We start from the raw sequence: 17,881 nt of genomic DNA, 5'->3' as shown, positions 1-17,881 counted from the left end.
TCAGTCGGCCGCGGGAGTTTCCGGGACTTGTTCGCTGAGCTTGTCGGCCAGGCGCACGAAGGCAGCCAGATCCAGTTGCTCCGGGCGCAGACTGCCATCGACGCCGGCAGCTTCGATCTCGGCGTTGCTCATCAATTGCTTTAGCGTGTTGCGCAGGGTCTTGCGGCGCTGGTTGAACGCTTCACGCACAACGCGCTCGAGCAGGCGATGATCCTTGGCCGGGTGCGGCAGCACCGCGTGTGGCACCAGACGGACGATGGCCGAATCCACTTTCGGCGGTGGATTGAACGCGCCCGGGCCAACGTTGAACAGATGCTCTACGCGGCAATGGTACTGAACCATGATCGATAGGCGACCCCAGTCACCACCACCGGGGCCTGCGGCCAGGCGCTCGACCACTTCCTTCTGCAACATGAAGTGCATGTCGCGAATGATGCTGGCGTTGTTCAGCAGGTGAAAAATCAGCGGTGTGGAGATGTTGTACGGCAGATTGCCGACGACGCGCAGGCTGTTCGGCGCGGCGTTGAGTGTGTTGAAGTCGAACTTCAGCGCATCGCCCTGATGCAGGTTGAAGTTGCTCTTGCCGGCAAATTGCTGGTTGAGGATCGGGATCAGGTCCTTGTCCAGTTCCACCACGTCGAGTTGCGCACCGGAGTTGAGCAGACCGGCGGTCAGTGCGCCCTGGCCCGGGCCGATTTCCAGCAGGCGGTCTTCGGACTTGGCGCTGATGGAGCGCAGGATGCGGTCGATAACGCCGGCATCGTGCAGGAAGTTCTGGCCAAAGCGTTTGCGCGCCTTGTGTTGGTATTGCTCGGTCATAAACGGGTCTCGGCCATCTGATAGGCGGTTTCCAGGGCGACTTGCAGGCTGCCGGTATCGATCTTGCCGCTGCCGGCCAGATCCAGGGCGGTGCCGTGGTCGACCGAAGTGCGGATGATCGGCAGGCCAAGGGTCACGTTGACGGCGGCGCCGAAGCCTTTGTACTTCAGCACGGGCAGGCCCTGGTCGTGGTACATCGCCAGCACTGCGTCGCAGTGCTCCAGATATTTGGGGGTAAACAGAGTGTCGGCAGGCAGCGGGCCACGAAGGTCCATGCCCTCGCCGCGCAGGCGCTCTAAGGTGGGTTCGATGATGTCGATTTCTTCATGGCCCAGGTGTCCGCCTTCACCGGCGTGCGGGTTGAGTCCGCACACCAGGATGCGTGGCCGGGCAATGCCGAATTTTTCTTGCAGGTCGGCGTGCAGAATGCGCGTGACCCGCTCCAGCCGCTCCGGTGTGATTGCATCGGCAATCTCGCGCAACGGCAGGTGGGTGGTGACCAGTGCAACGCGCAAGCCGCGAGTGGCGAGCATCATCACCACTTGTGCGGTGTGGGTCAGATCAGCCAGGAATTCCGTGTGCCCGGAGAACGCGATGCCCGACTCGTTGATCACACCCTTGTGCACCGGAGCGGTGATCATCCCGGCGAAGTCGCCGTTCAGACAACCGTTACCGGCGCGGGTCAGGGTTTCGAGGACGAACGCGGCATTGGCCTTGTCCAGTTGCCCGGCGACCACAGGGGCGCTGAGCGGTGTGTCCCAGACGTAAAGACTGTTCGCGGGCGCCGGAGCGACCGGCCAGTGATCGGGCCCGACGTCGAGCAGATTGACAGCCAGCCCCAACTGCGCGGCCCGCTCAAGGAGCAGGTCGCGGCTGGTGATGGCAATCAGGGGATGAGGCTGGGCTTGCGAGGCGAGCAGCAGGCATAGGTCGGGACCGATGCCGGCTGGTTCGCCGGGTGTCAGCGCGAAACGCTTGGGTTTCACTGCGCTGCCTGGTCTGCACCAGGGAGTTTGATCTCTACGTACGCTTCGTCACGGATCTGACGCAGCCAGGTTTGCAGCTCTTCGTCGTATTTGCGGTTACGCAGTACGGTCATGGCCTGCTGTTCGCGAGCCTGTTCGGTGCTGTCGGTGGCGCGACGGCCAAGGACTTCCAGAACATGCCAGCCGTATTGAGTCTGGAACGGCTTGGACAGCTGACCTTGTGGGGTCTTGGCCATCACTTCGCGGAATTCCGGCACCAATACGTTCGGGTCGATCCAGTTCAGGTCGCCGCCGTTAAGCGCGGAGCCCGGGTCTTCGGAGTAGCTTTTCGCCAGGGTGGCGAAATCTTCGCCTACCACGATGCGCTCATACAACGACTGAACCAAGGCTTTGGTCTTGGCTTCGTCGCGGATCGGGCTCGGCTTGACCAGGATGTGGCGCACATGCACTTCATCACGGGTCTGGGCTTCGCCACCGCGCTTGGCCAACAGCTTCAGGATGATGAAACCGCCTGGAGTGCGTGCCGGCTGAGTCACGTCACCGACTGCCATGCTGCTCAACTCGCGATCGAACGGCGGTGGCAGTTGAGCAGCTTTACGCCAGCCCATGTCGCCGCCTTCCAGTGCGTTGTCGCTGGCGGATTTGGCCACGGCCAATTGACCGAAGTCGGCGCCTTGCTTGAGCTGCTGGTAAACCTCCATGGCCTGACGCGCAGCATTCTGAATCGCTTCAGAGTTGGCGCTTTCCGGGGTCGGGATCAGGATGTTGGCCAAGTGCAGTTCTTCGGACAGTTGCATCTTGCCCAGGTCGGAGGCGAGGAAGTTCTTCACTTCCTGCTCGGACACCTGAATGCGTTCGGCTACGCGGCGCTGACGCACACGGCTGATGATCATCTCGCGACGGATCTGGTCACGGGCGTCGTCGTAAGACAGGCCATCGCGAGCCAGGGCGGCGCGGAACTGGTCAATAGTCATGTTGTTGCGCTGTGCGATGGTGCCGACAGCCTGGTTCAGTTCTTCATCGGTGATACGAATGCCGGAACGTTCGCCGATCTGCAATTGCAGGTTTTCGACGATCAAGCGTTCGAGCACCTGCTGATCCAGTACGCCTGGAGGTGGCGAGCCGCCGCCACGCTTGGCGATGGTCTGCTGAACTTCCTGGACGCGCTGGTCCAGTTGGCTCTGCATGACCACGTCGTTGTCGACGATCGCTACCACTTTATCGATGGACTGTACTGCGGCGTTGGCCGCAGTACCCAGGAACAACGCGCCCAGCATCAGCGGGCGCAGACAATCAGAAAGCTTGGTCTTCACGTTCACGATAACCTTGAATGCCTTTGTCGAGGAAGCTCTCTACCTTGGCGCCAGTGAGGCCACCGAGTCCCTTCAGAACAATTTGGAGGAAGACGCCATGGTCGCCTTTTTCGTTTTGCGGAGCTTCCTGACTGAACTCGTCATAGGAAACCCAGTAACGGTTGATCAGGCGCAGTTTCCAGCAGCAGTTGTCGTACTCGAAACCACCGAAGGCTTCCAGGGTACGGTTACGGTTGTAGTCGTACTGCCAGCGGCTGATCGCGTTCCATTGTGGAACGATCGGCCAGATGACCGAGAAGTCATGCTGCTGGATCTTGTAGTAGTCCTTCACGTAGCCAGGCGTGCCCGGCGTGCCGTAGTCACCACCACCCACCGACCATTTACCGGTGTTCTGGTCGTAACGAACCTGGTCATTGCGATAGCGATAGCCGGCGTTGATGACCTTGTTCGGGTTGTCTTCAGGCTGGTAGTGGAACATCGCACTGCCGGAACGTGGGCTGCGGCTGTCCGGATCCCAGTTGTAGTCGGCTGTGGTGCGCCAATCGCGGTTCCAGCGGTATTCGTATTCCAGTGCGTAAGGCGAAACGTTGGATTTCGCGTCGTCACGGGTTTTTGCATCGATACCTGGCAGTTGAACTTCGCGATCCTTGAAGTACAGGGCCTGACCGACGCTGATGCGTTGACGCTCGAAACCATCGTCCTCGATCCAGCGGTTGGTCACGCCGAGCGACAGTTTGTTCTCGTCGCCGACGCGGTCGGAGCCTGAGAAGCGGTTGTCACGGAACAGCGAGGCGTAGTTGAAGGTGTATTCGCCTGTGTCAAAAACCGGAATGTCAGACTGGTCTTTCTCTGGGACATAGAGATAGAACAGGCGCGGTTCCAGAGTCTGACGGTAGTTCTTGCCGAAGAACGACGTGTTGCGGTCGAAGTACAGGCCGCTGTCGATGCTGGCGATTGGAACGCCACGGTTTTGATTGCTACCGAACTTGCCATTGAGCTTTTGTTGCTCGGCGGACATCGCATCAATCTGCGACTTGCCGGTACCGTCCAGGTCCAGTTGATACTGGGTGTACTGATACTTCAGCGATGGCTTCAGGAAGCCATAGGTCCAGTTCATCGGCAGGCTTACACCTGGCTTCAGATTCAGTCGGTCGCCATTGGCACGGGCCAAACCAGTTACGTTATTGTCCAGACGAGGCTCTGTCGTAACGCCATCTTCCTGAGTGAAGGTCCCGCTTTTCAGATCACGCTCAAACCGCACAAGCTCGGTCTCGTAATCGAAATCCAAACCTTCCGGATGATACGGCAGCTGACCATTGAAAGTGATCTGCGGCAGACGACCATACGGTGTGATGCTCGAAACGGTCGCCAACTGGTACTGCTGAGCATTCAAGCGAGCGGTGTAGCTGTCGCCACGATAGGTAACGGCACCTTGCTGATTCACGAAGTCGCTGGACTTCACACCAATCTGATCGGTCTGCAGATCCTGGAAGTAATACGGATCGCTGATCTTGGTGTAGTCAACTTCGGTGAGCACGCGGGAGTCGAGACCACCCTTGTGCTGCCAGTTGTACATGTAGCGGGTTTTTTCGTAGTCGGTCTGCTTGCTGCGTTCGGTGTCGTCATCGTTCAGGTACGCAGCGCCGAACTGGCCTTCGCTGGACTTGGTCAGGTAACGGAACTCGCCTTCCACCAACATGCCACGCTTGCTCATGTAACGCGGGTACAACGTGGCGTCGTAGTTAGGCGCCAGGTTGAAGTAGTACGGCGTGACCAGCATGAAGCCGGTATCGGTGCCGGTGCCGATGGTCGGCGGCAGGAAGCCCGACTGGCGACGGTCATCGATCGGGAAGTAGATGTATGGCGTGTAAAGGATCGGAATGTCTTTTACGCGCAGCGTCACGTTGGTCGCGGTACCGAAGCCGGTGGCCGGGTTCAAGGTGATGTTGTTGCCCTTGAGCTGCCAGGCGTTGCTGTTCGGTTCGCACGTGGTGTACGTGCCGTCCTTGAGACGGATGATCGCGTTTTCGGCACGTTTGGCGTACAGCGCGTTACCGCGAATGCGCGACTTGTGCATCACGTATTCGGCGTTATCGACCTTGGCTTCACCGGTGTCGAGTTGCACATCGGCGTGGTCGCCGACGATTAGCGCGCCGTTGTCACGGATGCGCACGTCGCCATTGAGTTCGGCGCGGCTCTCGGCCTGATACAGGCTGGCCTCGTCGGACTCGACCTGCATGCTGCCCTGACGCAGGACGACATCACCGGCCAGCGTACCGACTTGATCATCGGTGTTATAGCGCGAAGCTTTTGCGCCGATAAAGGTCGGAGCATCGCTTTTATTCGTCTTGTCATTCATGCCAGGACGAATCGGTTCGATATAAGCACCAGAGCAGTAAGGACCCGTCTCGGCCAATTGGGCGGCGGTGAGCTTCTCGCGCGGAACCCAGTCGAGGTGACTGAAGTCTTCGCTACGGGATTTCAAACCACGGCCTTTGGCTTCGGTGACCAGCGCTGGCTTGGCGCCAGTGTCGGCAACCGAACCCTTGTCGCTCGGGGCTTCGCCGGTGGCGCTGACGGCACTGCCGTCATGCACTGGACGCGGTGGCAATGCAGCCGCCGGCGTCTTGGGCGCACAGTCCCAACCACCCGAAGCCGAGACGGAGCAGTCATACTGCTCGGCGGCAACAACGAATTGACTGGCCAGAGGTTGCATAGCCAGCAGACTGCCGGTTACCAACAACGGAAATTTTTTACGAAACGCGGGGGATTTCAATGCCATCTTATTAGTCCGGGCTTCCTGCGTGCCATCTGCCCGCGGTGGTGGGCCGCACGCCTCTCGATGGTCTGAAAAAGATGCTGGATAATAAAGCATGACCCGCTTGACGGCTAGCGCCGTCGGAGACCCTTGCAATGCCTGACCAAGATGTACGCTTGCAACACCTGAAAGTTTGGCTCGATGAACAGTTGGCAATCCTCTTTGCAGATCAGGGCTGGGGCGCCGTGCCCCCGGCCACGTTGACCGCGGCCAGTAGCGACGCGAGTTTCCGCCGTTACTTCCGTTGGGAAGGCGCGGGTCGCAGTTTCGTCGTAATGGACGCGCCGCCGCCCCAGGAAAACTGCAAACCGTTCGTGGATATCGCCTTTTTGCTGGCGAAATCCGGAATAAATGTGCCGAAAATTTATGCCGAAGACCTCGAACGCGGATTTCTTTTGCTCAATGACCTGGGTAACAAGACCTATCTGGACGTGATCGATGGCGAAAATGCCGACGCATTGTTCAGCGATGCCCTGCAAGCGCTGCTGGCTTTTCAGCAGTTGCCGATGGTCGCACCGTTACCGAGTTACGACGTTGCATTACTGCGTCGTGAGCTGGAACTGTTTCCCGAGTGGTACGTGAAGCGTGAATTGGGTATCGAATTCGATTCGACCCAACAGCAACAGTGGCAACACGTCAGCGATTTGCTGATCGACAGTGCTCTGGCCCAACCGAAAGTGCTGGTGCACCGCGACTACATGCCGCGCAACCTGATGCTCAGCGAGCCGAACCCCGGCGTGCTGGATTTTCAGGATGCGGTCTACGGCCCGGTGACCTACGACGTGACCTGCCTGTTCAAGGACGCCTTCCTCAGTTGGCCTGAAGAGCGCGTCCGTGGCTGGCTGGAAACTTACTGGCAGCAAGCCTCGGCACTGAACATTCCCGTGCAGCCGGATTTCGAAGACTTCCTGCGCGCCAGCGACCTGATGGGCGTGCAGCGTCACCTGAAAGTCATCGGCATTTTCGCTCGCATCTGCCATCGCGATGGCAAACCGCGTTACCTCGCCGACGTACCGCGCTTCTTCTCCTATATAGAAGCAGTGATCGCCCGTCGTCCTGAGCTGGCCGAACTGCAAGCGCTGTTCACCAGCCTGCGTGGTGGAGCGACGGCATGAAAGCAATGATTCTGGCGGCAGGCAAAGGCGAGCGTATGCGCCCGCTGACCCTGACCACGCCGAAACCGCTGGTACGTGCCGGCGGCGTCCCGTTGATCGAATATCACCTGCGTGCCCTCGCGTCGGCGGGTTTCAGCGAGATAGTAATCAATCATGCCTGGCTCGGTCAGCAGATCGAGGATTACCTGGGCGACGGTTCGCAGTTTGGTCTGAGCATCCAGTACTCGCCGGAAGGCGAGCCGCTGGAAACCGGCGGCGGGATTTTCCGTGCGCTGCCATTGCTCGGCGATGATGCGTTCCTGGTGGTGAACGGTGATATCTGGACCGATTACGATTTCAGCGTGCTGCACCAGCCGATCACCGGTCTGGCGCATCTGGTGCTGGCGGACAATCCGGCGCATCACCCGACAGGTGATTTTTCTTTGGTAGACGGTCAGGTCATCGACGGCCAGCCGACTGCCGCGACCCTGACCTACAGCGGTATCGCCGTGATCCATCCGCAACTGTTCGACGGCTGCGCGGACGGTGCCTTCAAGCTGGCACCGCTACTGCGCAAGGCCATGGCGGATGGGCAGGTGACGGGCGAGCGCCTGAAAGGTCATTGGGTGGATGTCGGCACGCATGAGCGTCTGGCCGAAGCTGAAACCTTGATAGAAGCGAGTCGCTGATATGTTGTGGCCAGGGACTCTGATTGGAGCCGGAGCGGGTTTTGCGATTGCCAGCATTCCGGGGGCCATGCTTGGGGCTTTGTTGGGGCAGGCGCTGGATCGGCGTCTGCATTTGCAGAGCTGGGGGCATCTGCGGGAGAAACTCGGTGGTCGGCCGATGCTGCGCAACGACGAATTGTTGTTCGTGTTGCTCGGGCGTCTGGCCAAGAGTGACGGACGGGTGACGGATGGACATATCCAGCAGGCGCGCAATGAGATGCGCGCGCTGGAGATGAGCGAGCCGGCGACGCGCCGGGCGATTGCGGCGTTCAATCGCGGCAAGTCCGGGGACGATAATCTTCGCGGTTATCTACGGCGTCTGAGTGCGCAGCCGCATGCGGCCGAAGGCGTGTTGCGCGCGTGTTGGCGGATGGTCTGGGCCGATGGTCGTGCCGGCGTCAGCGAGCGGGAATTGTTGGCGCAGTGGGGTAAATGGCTGGGCTGGACGACGCATCAGGTGCAGGCGTTGGCCAGTGATTACGAGCCCGGCAAACGGCCCATCGTCAGTGCGGCGGTAAGCTATCAGGAAGCGATGCGATTGCTCGGTGTGTCGGCGAGCAGCGAACCGGCGCAAATCAAACGAGCTTATCGACGTCTGCTCAGCCGTCATCATCCGGACAAGATTGCCGGCAGCGGTGCAACGCCGATGCAGGTGCGAGAGGCGACCGATAAGACCCGCGAGTTGCACAATGCCTACACGTTGATTCGTGAACGGCGGGATTTTCGTTAGGCGGTTTCAAGATCAAAAGATCGTCCGATCGCGGCCTGAGCCTTCGGACGATCTTTTGCTTTTGGGTCAGTCTGTGTTCTGTGGGCTCAACCAGCCACGCACCCGACGGAACAACTGTTCCTGCTCAGCCTTGTTATCCGGTAACGCCTTGAGCGCCACTTGGCTGAACGCCGACGTCTTCAAGCGCTTGCTCGCCTGCATGCGCTCCAGCGCCGCGTTGCGATCCAGCGCTTTGTCCATGTAGAAAATATCAGCGGTCGGCAGTTTCAGCGTCGGGGTCAGTTCCGCCAGCGGCGGTCTGGCCTTGGCCGGTGCTTGCGCGTCGACCATGACGAATTTCTCCACCTGCGCCGTTTGCCGCTCGCTCAAGAAACGCGCCGCCCAATACGCGCCCGTTCCATGACCGAGCACGACAATGCGCCGCGCACTTTGCTGTTCGGCGTAGGCAATGGCGGCGTCGATGCGCGCGAAGATGCGTTCGGCATCGGCTTTGGATTGTTCTTCAGTCGTTTCGGCGATCACCTGGTCGGCGACTTCGGCCTCACCGCCTGCTGCTTGTTCGATCGGCTGCGCGGTGGTGGCGTCCTTGCTGCCTGTTTCGGGGGCTTTCGGCGCAGCAACGGCTTCAATTACGCGCGGAGCGATGGCATCGCTTTGCAGATCGGGCAGGGTGATACTCAGACTGCTCCATTCGGCGTCCGGCAATTTGCTCCGCAACGGGCCGATTGCTTGTGGCCAGTCAGCGGTTTCGCCAGCACCGGGGACGATAATCACCGCGCCTTTCGGTTCGGCGGTGTTGGCCGGTTTCCACAAGGCGAGGAAAGTGTCGCTGCCGGCTTGAAGCTGTTGCTGTTCTTGCGCCGGGACTTTACGTTCCAGTGCCGCGGCCTCTTCCTGACTACGCTCAAGCAGTGGTTGGCGCTCGGCCGGTTTTTCTTCGGCGGATTTTTCCGCAGGGGCGGCAGGGGCCGGGTCGGCCGCGTGGACAGAAAACGCACAAGGCAGGATCAGCGACAGGCACAATGCTGGCATTGCCAGGCGGTAGACAGAGGGCATCGGTTATTCCAGGCCAGAAAGTATCCCGGCAGCCTAATGGGTTGGTCAGAATTTGTCAGTGTATGAGACTTCAATGAAGCGATTTTGCTGCCTGTGGGTTATCGGCTGTTTGTGGCTTCCCTTGATGGGCTGGGCGGCGCCTGCGCCACCGGCACACGTTGCGCAGTTGTCAGCGAGCGAGCAGCAATGGCTCGCGCAACACAACGAATTGCGGGTCGGATTGGTGCTGCAGGCGCCGTATGCGCAATACGATCGGCGTTTGCAGCGGCTGTCCGGAGCCAACGTCGAGCTGATGAAATTGCTGGCCAAAGCCCTTAATGTCGAATTGAGCTGGCGCAATTTTCAGGATCTGGCGCAACTGGAAGCGGCTGCACTCGATGGCGAGATCGACATCGCCCCTGGTCTGACCCAGACACCGAGCGCCCTTCGTTTGTGGCAGTTTTCCGATCCGTACATGCGTGTGCCGCAACTGGTGGTCAGCGACCAGAAGGCCGGGGGTGTGGTGGATCTGGAAAAACTCGATGGCCAGACCCGCGTCGCCGTGCGCATGCCGAGCACCACCGCCGACTATCTGCGCGGCAACTATCCACACCTGAACCTGCAAGGCGTGCCGCTGGAGCGTCAAGCGCTGCAATTGTTGTTGAGTCAGCAGGCGTCTTACGCGGTGGTCGATGAAGCGCAACTCGGGCGGTTGTCGGCAGAACCGGAGTTCGCTGAACTGGTAGTGGTCGGCGATATCGGCCTGCCGCAATTGTTGCGAGTCGCTTCGCGCCGGGACTGGCCTGAGCTGGCCGGCATCGTCCAGAGCGCGCTGCGCTCGATCCCGGCCAAGGATCTGGAGCGCCTGCACAATCAATGGCTGCAACCCAAATATCCACGGTTGTCGGAATCGCCGGGGTTCTGGCAGAACCTCAGTCTGTTGTTCGCGGTCATGCTGCTCAGTTGCGTGGCGATCGTGTTCTGGCAGCGGCGCCAGCAGCACAGCCTCGAACAACGCCTGCTCGCCGCGCGTGAAGACATCGCCTTGCGCGCCGCCAGCGAAGAAGCGCTGCGCCTGACGCAGTTTTCCATCGATCAAAGCACTGTCGGCATTCTTTGGGTCAACTGGGACAGCCATGTGCGCTACGCCAACCGGGCGGCGGAAAACATGCTCGGCTACCCCTCGGGCGGGCTGATCGAGCGACCGCTGATTGATTTCGAACCGGGTCTGCACATGGACCGCTGGCTCAATCTGTGGAAACGCGCGCGTGCCAGTGAAGAAGGGCCGCTGAGTTTTGAGACAAGCTGTGTGCGTGCCGATGGAAGTATTTTGCCGGCGGATGTATCGCTGAGTTTCCTGCGTTTTCGCGACAGCGAGTATTTGGTGGTCTATCTCAACGACGTCACCGAGCGCCGTCGCGCACTCGCGGCGTTGCAGGAAAGTGAAGCGCGCCTTCAAGGCATCGCCGCCAATGTACCGGGCCTGGTGTTCCGCCTGGAGCGGGCGCCGGTCACCGGGCAGATCGACTTTGCCTACATCAGTGAGGGCAGCGAAAGTCTGGTTGGCTACGCGCCGGCCGCTATTGCCCACCGCGACATGGGCCTGCGCAGTCTGGTGCATCCGGATGACAAGGCCAGTTATCACCGCACCCAGGATCAGGCGCTGGACACCGATAGCGACTGGTCGTGGCAGGGGCGAATTCTCACACGACAGGGCGAGCAGCGCTGGGCCGAGATCAAAGCGATCACCCGGCAGCTTGAAGATGGCGCTTATGTCTGGGACGGCATCGTCTGGGACATTACCGAGAGCAAGCGCATCGAGCTGGAGCTGGCGGCATCGCGTGAGCAACTGCGCGAGCTGTCGGCACACCTTGAGAGCGTGCGCGAAGAAGAGAAGGCGCGGATTGCCCGGGAAGTACACGATGAGCTGGGGCAGATGCTGACGGTGCTGAAACTGGAGACATCGATGTGCGAACTGGCCTACGCGCAACTCGACCCTGGTCTGCACGACAGGTTGAACAGCATGAAGCGCCTGATCGCTCAGTTGTTCCAGTTGGTGCGTGATGTAGCGACCGCATTGCGCCCGCCGATTCTCGATGCGGGGATTGCGTCAGCGATTGAGTGGCAGGCGCGCCGGTTCGAGGCGCGCACGCAGATTCCGTGTCTGGTGCAGGTGCCGGACAATCTGCCGCCGCTCAGCGATGCCAAGGCGATTGGCCTGTTCCGCATCCTGCAGGAGGCGCTGACCAACGTCATGCGTCATGCCCAGGCGCATACTGTGGAACTGACGCTGGCGCTGGAAGGCGATGAATTGTGTCTGACGGTCAGCGATGATGGCGTAGGATTTGTCGCCGCTGCCGGTCGACCGACTTCGTTTGGCTTGGTGGGCATGCGTGAACGGGTGCTGATCATGGGGGGGCGTCTGGTGCTTGAGAGTGAGCCGGGGGAGGGCACCAGTCTGAATGTCTGGGTGCCGGTGGATGAGGTTTGACTGAATCTGGAGAACAACGTGATCCGTGTACTGGTAGCCGAAGACCACACCATCGTCCGTGAAGGCATCAAGCAATTGATCGGCCTGGCCAAGGACCTGCAAGTCGTGGGAGAGGCGAGCAATGGTGAACAACTGCTCGAAACCCTGCGCCATGTGCCGTGCGAAGTGGTGCTGCTGGACATCTCCATGCCAGGCGTCAACGGCCTGGAAGCGATCCCGCGAATCCGTGCGCTGAAAAATCCGCCGGCGATTCTGGTGTTGTCGATGCACGACGAGGCGCAAATGGCTGCTCGCGCCTTGAAGGTTGGCGCTGCGGGTTATGCGACCAAGGACAGCGATCCGGCGCTGTTGCTGACGGCCATCCGCAAAGTCGCGGCGGGTGGGCGCTACATCGACCCGGATCTGGCCGACCGCATGGTCTTCGAGGTCGGCCTGACCGATGCGCGGCCGTTGCATTCATTGTTGTCCGAGCGCGAGTTCTCGGTGTTCGAGCGCTTGGCCCAGGGCGCCAACGTCAACGACATCGCCCAGCAATTGGCCCTGAGCAGCAAGACCATCAGCACCCACAAGGCGCGGCTGATGCAGAAGCTCAACATCACTTCGCTGGCCGAGTTGGTGAAGTACGCGATGGAACACAAACTCCTCTGAGCCACACCGCAGTCAAAACTGTAGGAGTGAGCCTGCTCGCGATAGCAAAGGATCAATCACAGAAGTGTTGCCTGACAGAACGCTATCGCGAGCAGGCTCGCTCCTACAGGGGATCGCCTTCGAGTTCGTAAATGGAGGCATATCCATTAGCGACAGGCGCTTTTGCCTTGGCTGGCGGCTTACAGCTTGACGCTTGTCATTGCCTTATCCATTAGCGCCATCCTTGTAGGGCAATCCCTACCCCCAACCCTCCATCCCGCTGAGCCAATTCTCTCCTGCGCCCCGATTTGCGTGCCTGCCGCCAGCCACTAGGCTTGGTACACAAGCAGTCATCAACAACAAAGGTGTGGGTATGAGCCAGGTCGATACAAACGCAGGGGCCAGTGATGTGCTGGTCAGCTTTCGTGGAGTGCAGAAGAGCTACGACGGCGAGAACCTGATCGTCAAAGACCTCAACCTGGACATTCGCAAAGGCGAATTCCTTACCCTGCTCGGGCCGTCCGGTTCCGGCAAGACCACCAGCCTGATGATGCTCGCCGGTTTCGAAACGCCGACCGCTGGCGAAATCCTCTTGGCCGGGCGCGCGATCAACAACGTGCCGCCGCATAAGCGCGACATCGGCATGGTGTTCCAGAACTACGCACTGTTCCCGCACATGACCGTCGCCGAAAACCTCGGGTTCCCGCTGACCGTGCGTGGCCTGAACAAGAGTGACGTCGCCGACAAGGTCAAGAAAGTCCTGAGCATGGTGCAGCTCGACGCGTTCGCTTCGCGCTACCCGGCGCAGTTGTCCGGCGGTCAGCAACAGCGTGTGGCCCTGGCCCGCGCGTTGGTGTTCGAGCCGCAACTGGTGCTGATGGACGAACCCCTCGGCGCCCTCGACAAACAACTGCGTGAACACATGCAGATGGAGATCAAGCATCTGCACCAGCGCCTCGGCGTGACCGTGGTCTACGTAACCCACGATCAGGGCGAAGCGCTGACCATGTCCGATCGCGTCGCCGTGTTCCACCAAGGCGAAATTCAGCAGATCGCGCCGCCGCGCACGCTGTACGAAGAGCCTAAAAACACCTTCGTCGCCAACTTCATCGGCGAGAACAATCGCCTCAACGGTCGTTTGCTCAGCCAGAGCGGTGAGCGTTGCGTGGTCGAGTTGGGCCGTGGCGAGAAGGTCGAGGCACTGGCGGTCAACGTCGGCCAGACCGGCGAGCCAGTGACCCTGTCGATTCGCCCGGAGCGCGTCAGTCTCAACGGTTCCAGCGACCAATGCGTCAACCGCTTCTCAGGGAGGGTGGCGGAATTCATCTATCTGGGCGACCACGTCCGGGTGCGCCTGGAAGTCTGCGGCAAGACCGACTTCTTCGTGAAACAACCGATTGCCGAGCTCGATCCCGCGCTCGCGGTTGGTGACGTGGTTCCGCTTGGCTGGCAGGTCGAGCACGTTCGCGCGCTTGATCCGCTGTTAGAGGCGAACTGATCGCCCCCCGCAATACCAACACCAACCCTGCACGTGGAGAGAACAATAAATGTTGAGATCCCTGAAGTTCACCGCCCTGACCCTGGGCCTGATGGGTGCGGCCAGCGCAATGGCCGCTGGCCCGGATTTGACCGTGGTGTCGTTTGGCGGGGCGAACAAGGCGGCGCAAGTCAAAGCCTTCTATGCACCGTGGGAAGCGGCGGGTAACGGCAAAATCGTCGCCGGTGAGTACAACGGCGAAATGGCCAAGGTCAAAGCCATGGTCGACACCAAGAGCGTGTCGTGGGATCTGGTCGAAGTTGAATCGCCAGAGCTGTCCCGTGGCTGCGACGAAGACATGTTCGAGCAACTCGACCCGGCGCTGTTCGGCAAAACCGAAGACTACGTCAAAGGCGCGATTCAGCCGTGCGGCGTAGGTTTCTTCGTCTGGTCGACCGTACTCGCCTACAACGCCGACAAGCTGAAAACCGCGCCGGCCAGTTGGGCCGATTTCTGGGACACCAAGAAATTCCCGGGCAAACGTGGCCTGCGTAAAGGCGCCAAGTACACCCTCGAATTCGCTTTGATGGCTGATGGTGTGGCGCCTAAAGACGTCTACAAAGAGCTGGCGAGCAAGGGTGGTCAGGATCGCGCATTCAAGAAACTCGACGAGCTGAAGCCAAGCATTCAGTGGTGGGAGGCCGGCGCACAACCGCCGCAATACCTCGCTTCCGGCGACGTGGTGATGAGCTCTGCCTACAACGGTCGCATCGCTGCCGTGCAGAAAGAGTCGAACCTGAAAGTGGTGTGGAACGGCGGTATCTACGACTTTGACGCGTGGGCCATCCCGAAAGGTCTGGACGCCAAGCGTGCTGAAGCGGCGAAGAAGTTCATCGCCTACTCGGTACAGCCGCAGCAGCAGAAGACCTACTCGGAAAACATCGCTTACGGCCCGGCCAACACCCAGGCTGTTCCGTTGCTGAGCAAGGATGTGCTGAAAGATATGCCGACTACCCCGGAAAACATCGCCAACCAGGTGCAGATCGACGTCAGCTTCTGGGCTGACAACGGCGAGCAACTGGAACAGCGCTTCAACTCCTGGGCGGCGAAGTAACCACTGTTTCACCTGCATGGGAGATGGCGATGGGTGCTTTTGTGGCGAGGGGATTTATCCCCGATCGGCTGCGCAGCAGTCGTAGAACCTGAGACTCCAACCTTCCTGACACACCGAGCTGCGTGGTTTTGGGGCTGCTTCGCAACCCATCGGGGATAAATCCCCTCGCCACAAGGTTCGCTTTCTCAGGAAAGCTCGCTCCCACAGGTAGCTGTGTTCCAACACAACAGAGGTGGTTCGCCACCTCTGTAACGATCAAAGATTTGCGGAGTACGTCATGGCCATCGCCGTTCCCCTGAACGAGGGCGCCAGCCCCACCTTGAAGCAGAAGCTCAAGCGCGCCGAGCGGGTCAACCGCTGGAAAGCCCAGGCGTTGATTGCGCCGTTGGTGCTGTTTCTGTTGCTGGTGTTTCTGGTGCCGATCGTGGCGCTGCTCTACAAAAGCGTCGGCAACCCGGAAGTGGTCGGCGGCATGCCGCGCACCGTGGCGGCCATCGCCAGTTGGGACGGCCGTGGCCTGCCCGCTGAACCGGTGTACAAAGCGGCCGGCGAAGACCTCGCCGAAGCGCGCAAAAACCAGACACTGGGCGATCTGTCGAAGCGCTTGAACATGGAGTTGGCCGGCTATCGCAGCCTGCTGACCAAAACTGCCCGGGCGCTGCCATTTGCCAGCGAACCGGCCTCTTATAAAGAAGCACTGGAAGCACTCGACGAACGTTGGGGCGATCCGGCCTACTGGCAAGCGGTGAAACGCAACACCAGCAGCATTACGCCGTATTACTTGCTGGCATCGGTCGATCACCGCATCGACGACCTCGGTGAAATCGCCCCGGCGACCCCGGATCAGGCGATCTACCTGGACATCTTCGCCCGCACCTTCTGGATGGGTCTGGTCATCACCGTGATCTGCCTGCTGCTCGCCTATCCACTGGCATACCTGCTGGCCAACCTGCCATCGCGCCAGAGCAACCTGTTGATGATTCTGGTGCTGCTGCCGTTCTGGACGTCAATCCTGGTGCGGGTCGCGGCGTGGATCGTGCTGCTGCAATCGGGCGGTCTGATCAACAGCGCGCTGCTGGCCATGGGCATCATCGATAAACCGCTGGAACTGGTGTTCAACCGCACGGGCGTCTACATCTCGATGGTGCACATCCTGCTGCCGTTCATGATCCTGCCGATCTACAGCGTGATGAAAGGCATCTCGCCGACCTACATGCGTGCGGCGATCTCGCTGGGCTGCCATCCGTTCGCCAGTTTCTGGCGCGTGTATTTCCCGCAGACCTATGCCGGTGTCGGCGCCGGGTGCCTGTTGGTGTTCATCCTCGCTATCGGCTACTACATCACCCCGGCGCTGCTCGGCAGCCCGAACGATCAGATGGTCAGCTACTTCGTCGCGTTCTACACCAACACCAGCATCAACTGGGGCATGGCCACCGCGCTGGGCGGGCTGTTGCTGCTGGCGACCGTGGTGCTTTATCTGATTTACAGCTGGCTGGTGGGCGCCAGTCGCCTGCGCCTGAGCTAAGGGGAATTTGAAATGCTGAGTCCTTATATGTCGCCCATCGAACTGGTGTGGTTCTACAGCTTGCGGATCCTCTGCGGCTTGATTTTGCTGTTTTTGATTCTGCCGGTGCTGGTGATCGTGCCGCTGTCGTTCAACTCGGGCAGTTTTCTGGTGTACCCGCTGCAAGGCTTCTCGCTGCAGTGGTATCACGACTTCTTCGCCTCGGCGGAATGGATGCGCGCGCTGAAGAACAGCATCATCGTCGCCCCGGCCGCGACGGTGCTGGCGATGATCTTCGGCACGCTGGCGGCGATCGGCCTGACCCGGGGCGACTTCCCCGGCAAAGCACTGGTGATGGCGCTGGTGATTTCGCCGATGGTGGTGCCGGTGGTGATTATTGGTGTGGCGAGTTACCTGTTCTTTGCACCGCTGGGGCTAGGTAATAGCTTCTTCTCGTTGATCGTTGTGCACGCGGTGCTGGGTGTGCCGTTTGTGATCATCACGGTGTCGGCGACGTTGCAGGGGTTTAACCACAATCTGGTGCGTGCCGCGGCCAGCCTTGGCGCTTCGCCGTTGACCGCGTTCCGTCGGGTGACTTTGCCGCTGATTGCGCCGGGGGTGATTTCCGGTGCGCTGTTTGCCTTTGCGACGTCGTTTGATGAGGTGGTGGTGACGCTGTTTCTTGCAGGTCCCGAGCAGGCGACGTTGCCTCGGCAGATGTTCAGCGGGATTCGTGAGAATTTGAGTCCGACGATTGCGGCGGCTGCTACGTTGCTCATCGCGTTCTCCGTCATCCTCCTGCTGACCCTGGAATGGCTACGCGGCCGTAGCGAAAAACTGCGTACCGCTCAGGTTTAAGGGCCAGATCAAAAGCTTACCCCCTCACCCCAGCCCTCTCCCCCAAGGGGGCGAGGGGGAAGGGAGCAGATCGTTGTGCTGTTCAAGGCCTGAGTTCGACTCGGTAATTCAGGTCGATGTACTTCGAGAGTACAACTCGGTCAGTCCCCTCTCCCTCCGGGAGAGGGCTAGGGTGAGGGGCTGTTGATCTTGCCCTTGATGGGTCATTCACGACCTGAATAGCAGACAACCCCAAATCTCCAGCTAATCTTGTGCCCAGCTCCCACATCTATAAGAGGCTGCGCACG

14 protein-coding genes are annotated in these 17,881 nt (G+C 60.1%); 9 read left to right on the top strand and 5 right to left on the bottom strand.

Features of this window, described 5'->3' with window-relative positions:
* The 4 genes from rsmA to ACIOVB_RS18435 are packed head-to-tail and all read right to left on the bottom strand — an operon-like array spanning window position 1 to window position 5,900.
* On the bottom strand, window positions 1-819 hold the full coding sequence (gene rsmA / locus ACIOVB_RS18450; protein ID WP_401270107.1) for a 16S rRNA (adenine(1518)-N(6)/adenine(1519)-N(6))-dimethyltransferase RsmA: 819 nt from the start codon (window positions 817-819) through the stop codon (window positions 1-3).
* Window positions 816-1,805, bottom strand: coding sequence for a 4-hydroxythreonine-4-phosphate dehydrogenase PdxA (gene pdxA, locus ACIOVB_RS18445; protein ID WP_187680831.1), 990 nt, complete (start codon window positions 1,803-1,805; stop codon window positions 816-818). Before pdxA ends, rsmA begins: the two co-directional genes overlap by 4 nt.
* Window positions 1,802-3,118: a peptidylprolyl isomerase SurA gene (gene surA, locus ACIOVB_RS18440; RefSeq protein ID WP_401270104.1), complete on the bottom strand. Its 1,317-nt coding sequence runs from the start codon at window positions 3,116-3,118 to the stop codon at window positions 1,802-1,804. The genes pdxA and surA overlap by 4 nt, the downstream gene beginning before the upstream one ends.
* Window positions 3,099-5,900, bottom strand: coding sequence for an LPS-assembly protein LptD (locus ACIOVB_RS18435; RefSeq protein WP_401270101.1), 2,802 nt, complete (start codon window positions 5,898-5,900; stop codon window positions 3,099-3,101). Before ACIOVB_RS18435 ends, surA begins: the two co-directional genes overlap by 20 nt.
* Window positions 5,901-6,031: 131 nt before the next feature.
* Between ACIOVB_RS18435 and ACIOVB_RS18430 the strand changes: the two genes are divergently transcribed.
* From ACIOVB_RS18430 to ACIOVB_RS18420, 3 genes are read left to right on the top strand one after another with little or no spacing between them, the layout of a single operon-like run.
* Window positions 6,032-7,051, top strand: coding sequence for an aminoglycoside phosphotransferase family protein (locus ACIOVB_RS18430; protein ID WP_401270098.1), 1,020 nt, complete (start codon window positions 6,032-6,034; stop codon window positions 7,049-7,051).
* On the top strand, window positions 7,048-7,719 hold the full coding sequence (gene murU / locus ACIOVB_RS18425) for an N-acetylmuramate alpha-1-phosphate uridylyltransferase MurU (RefSeq protein ID WP_401270095.1): 672 nt from the start codon (window positions 7,048-7,050) through the stop codon (window positions 7,717-7,719). Before ACIOVB_RS18430 ends, murU begins: the two co-directional genes overlap by 4 nt.
* Before the next feature lies 1 nt (window position 7,720).
* Window positions 7,721-8,488 carry a TerB family tellurite resistance protein gene (locus ACIOVB_RS18420; protein WP_187680826.1) on the top strand — a complete coding sequence of 256 codons (768 nt, stop codon included), beginning with the start codon at window positions 7,721-7,723 and terminating at the stop codon, window positions 8,486-8,488.
* A 66-nt stretch (window positions 8,489-8,554) separates the two neighbouring features.
* Here the strand turns inward: ACIOVB_RS18420 and ACIOVB_RS18415 are convergent, their stop codons facing one another.
* Complete coding sequence (locus tag ACIOVB_RS18415; RefSeq protein WP_401270093.1) at window positions 8,555-9,544, bottom strand: alpha/beta hydrolase family protein; 990 nt, start codon at window positions 9,542-9,544, stop codon at window positions 8,555-8,557.
* A gap of 73 nt (window positions 9,545-9,617) precedes the next feature.
* On the opposite strand from ACIOVB_RS18415, the gene ACIOVB_RS18410 reads away from it, so the two are divergent.
* From ACIOVB_RS18410 to ACIOVB_RS18385, 6 genes are all read left to right on the top strand, one after another.
* The gene (locus ACIOVB_RS18410) at window positions 9,618-12,014 is read left to right on the top strand and encodes a PAS domain S-box protein (protein WP_401270090.1); all 2,397 of its coding nucleotides are present in this window, start codon (window positions 9,618-9,620) and stop codon (window positions 12,012-12,014) included.
* Window positions 12,015-12,032: 18 nt separating this feature from the next.
* Complete coding sequence (locus tag ACIOVB_RS18405; protein ID WP_401270087.1) at window positions 12,033-12,662, top strand: response regulator; 630 nt, start codon at window positions 12,033-12,035, stop codon at window positions 12,660-12,662.
* Window positions 12,663-13,014: 352 nt separating this feature from the next.
* Entirely contained in the window at window positions 13,015-14,139 is a 1,125-nt protein-coding gene (locus ACIOVB_RS18400) for an ABC transporter ATP-binding protein (RefSeq protein ID WP_187681115.1), read from the top strand.
* Window positions 14,140-14,188: 49 nt separating this feature from the next.
* Window positions 14,189-15,232, top strand: coding sequence for an ABC transporter substrate-binding protein (locus tag ACIOVB_RS18395; protein WP_401270084.1), 1,044 nt, complete (start codon window positions 14,189-14,191; stop codon window positions 15,230-15,232).
* 277 nt (window positions 15,233-15,509) lie between these two features.
* On the top strand, window positions 15,510-16,757 hold the full coding sequence (locus ACIOVB_RS18390; RefSeq protein WP_187681116.1) for an ABC transporter permease: 1,248 nt from the start codon (window positions 15,510-15,512) through the stop codon (window positions 16,755-16,757).
* A gap of 12 nt (window positions 16,758-16,769) precedes the next feature.
* A complete protein-coding gene (locus tag ACIOVB_RS18385) occupies window positions 16,770-17,594 on the top strand; it encodes an ABC transporter permease (protein WP_401270080.1) in 825 nt (274 codons plus the stop codon).
* The last annotated feature ends 287 nt before the right edge of the window (window positions 17,595-17,881 follow it).

Origin of the sequence: Pseudomonas sp. NPDC087639 (assembly GCF_044743385.1) — a bacterium.
Taxonomy (GTDB): Bacteria; Pseudomonadota; Gammaproteobacteria; order Pseudomonadales; family Pseudomonadaceae; genus Aquipseudomonas.
The sequence above is the reverse complement of the archived record's forward strand: the minus strand, read 5'-3'. Positions and strand labels throughout refer to the sequence as shown.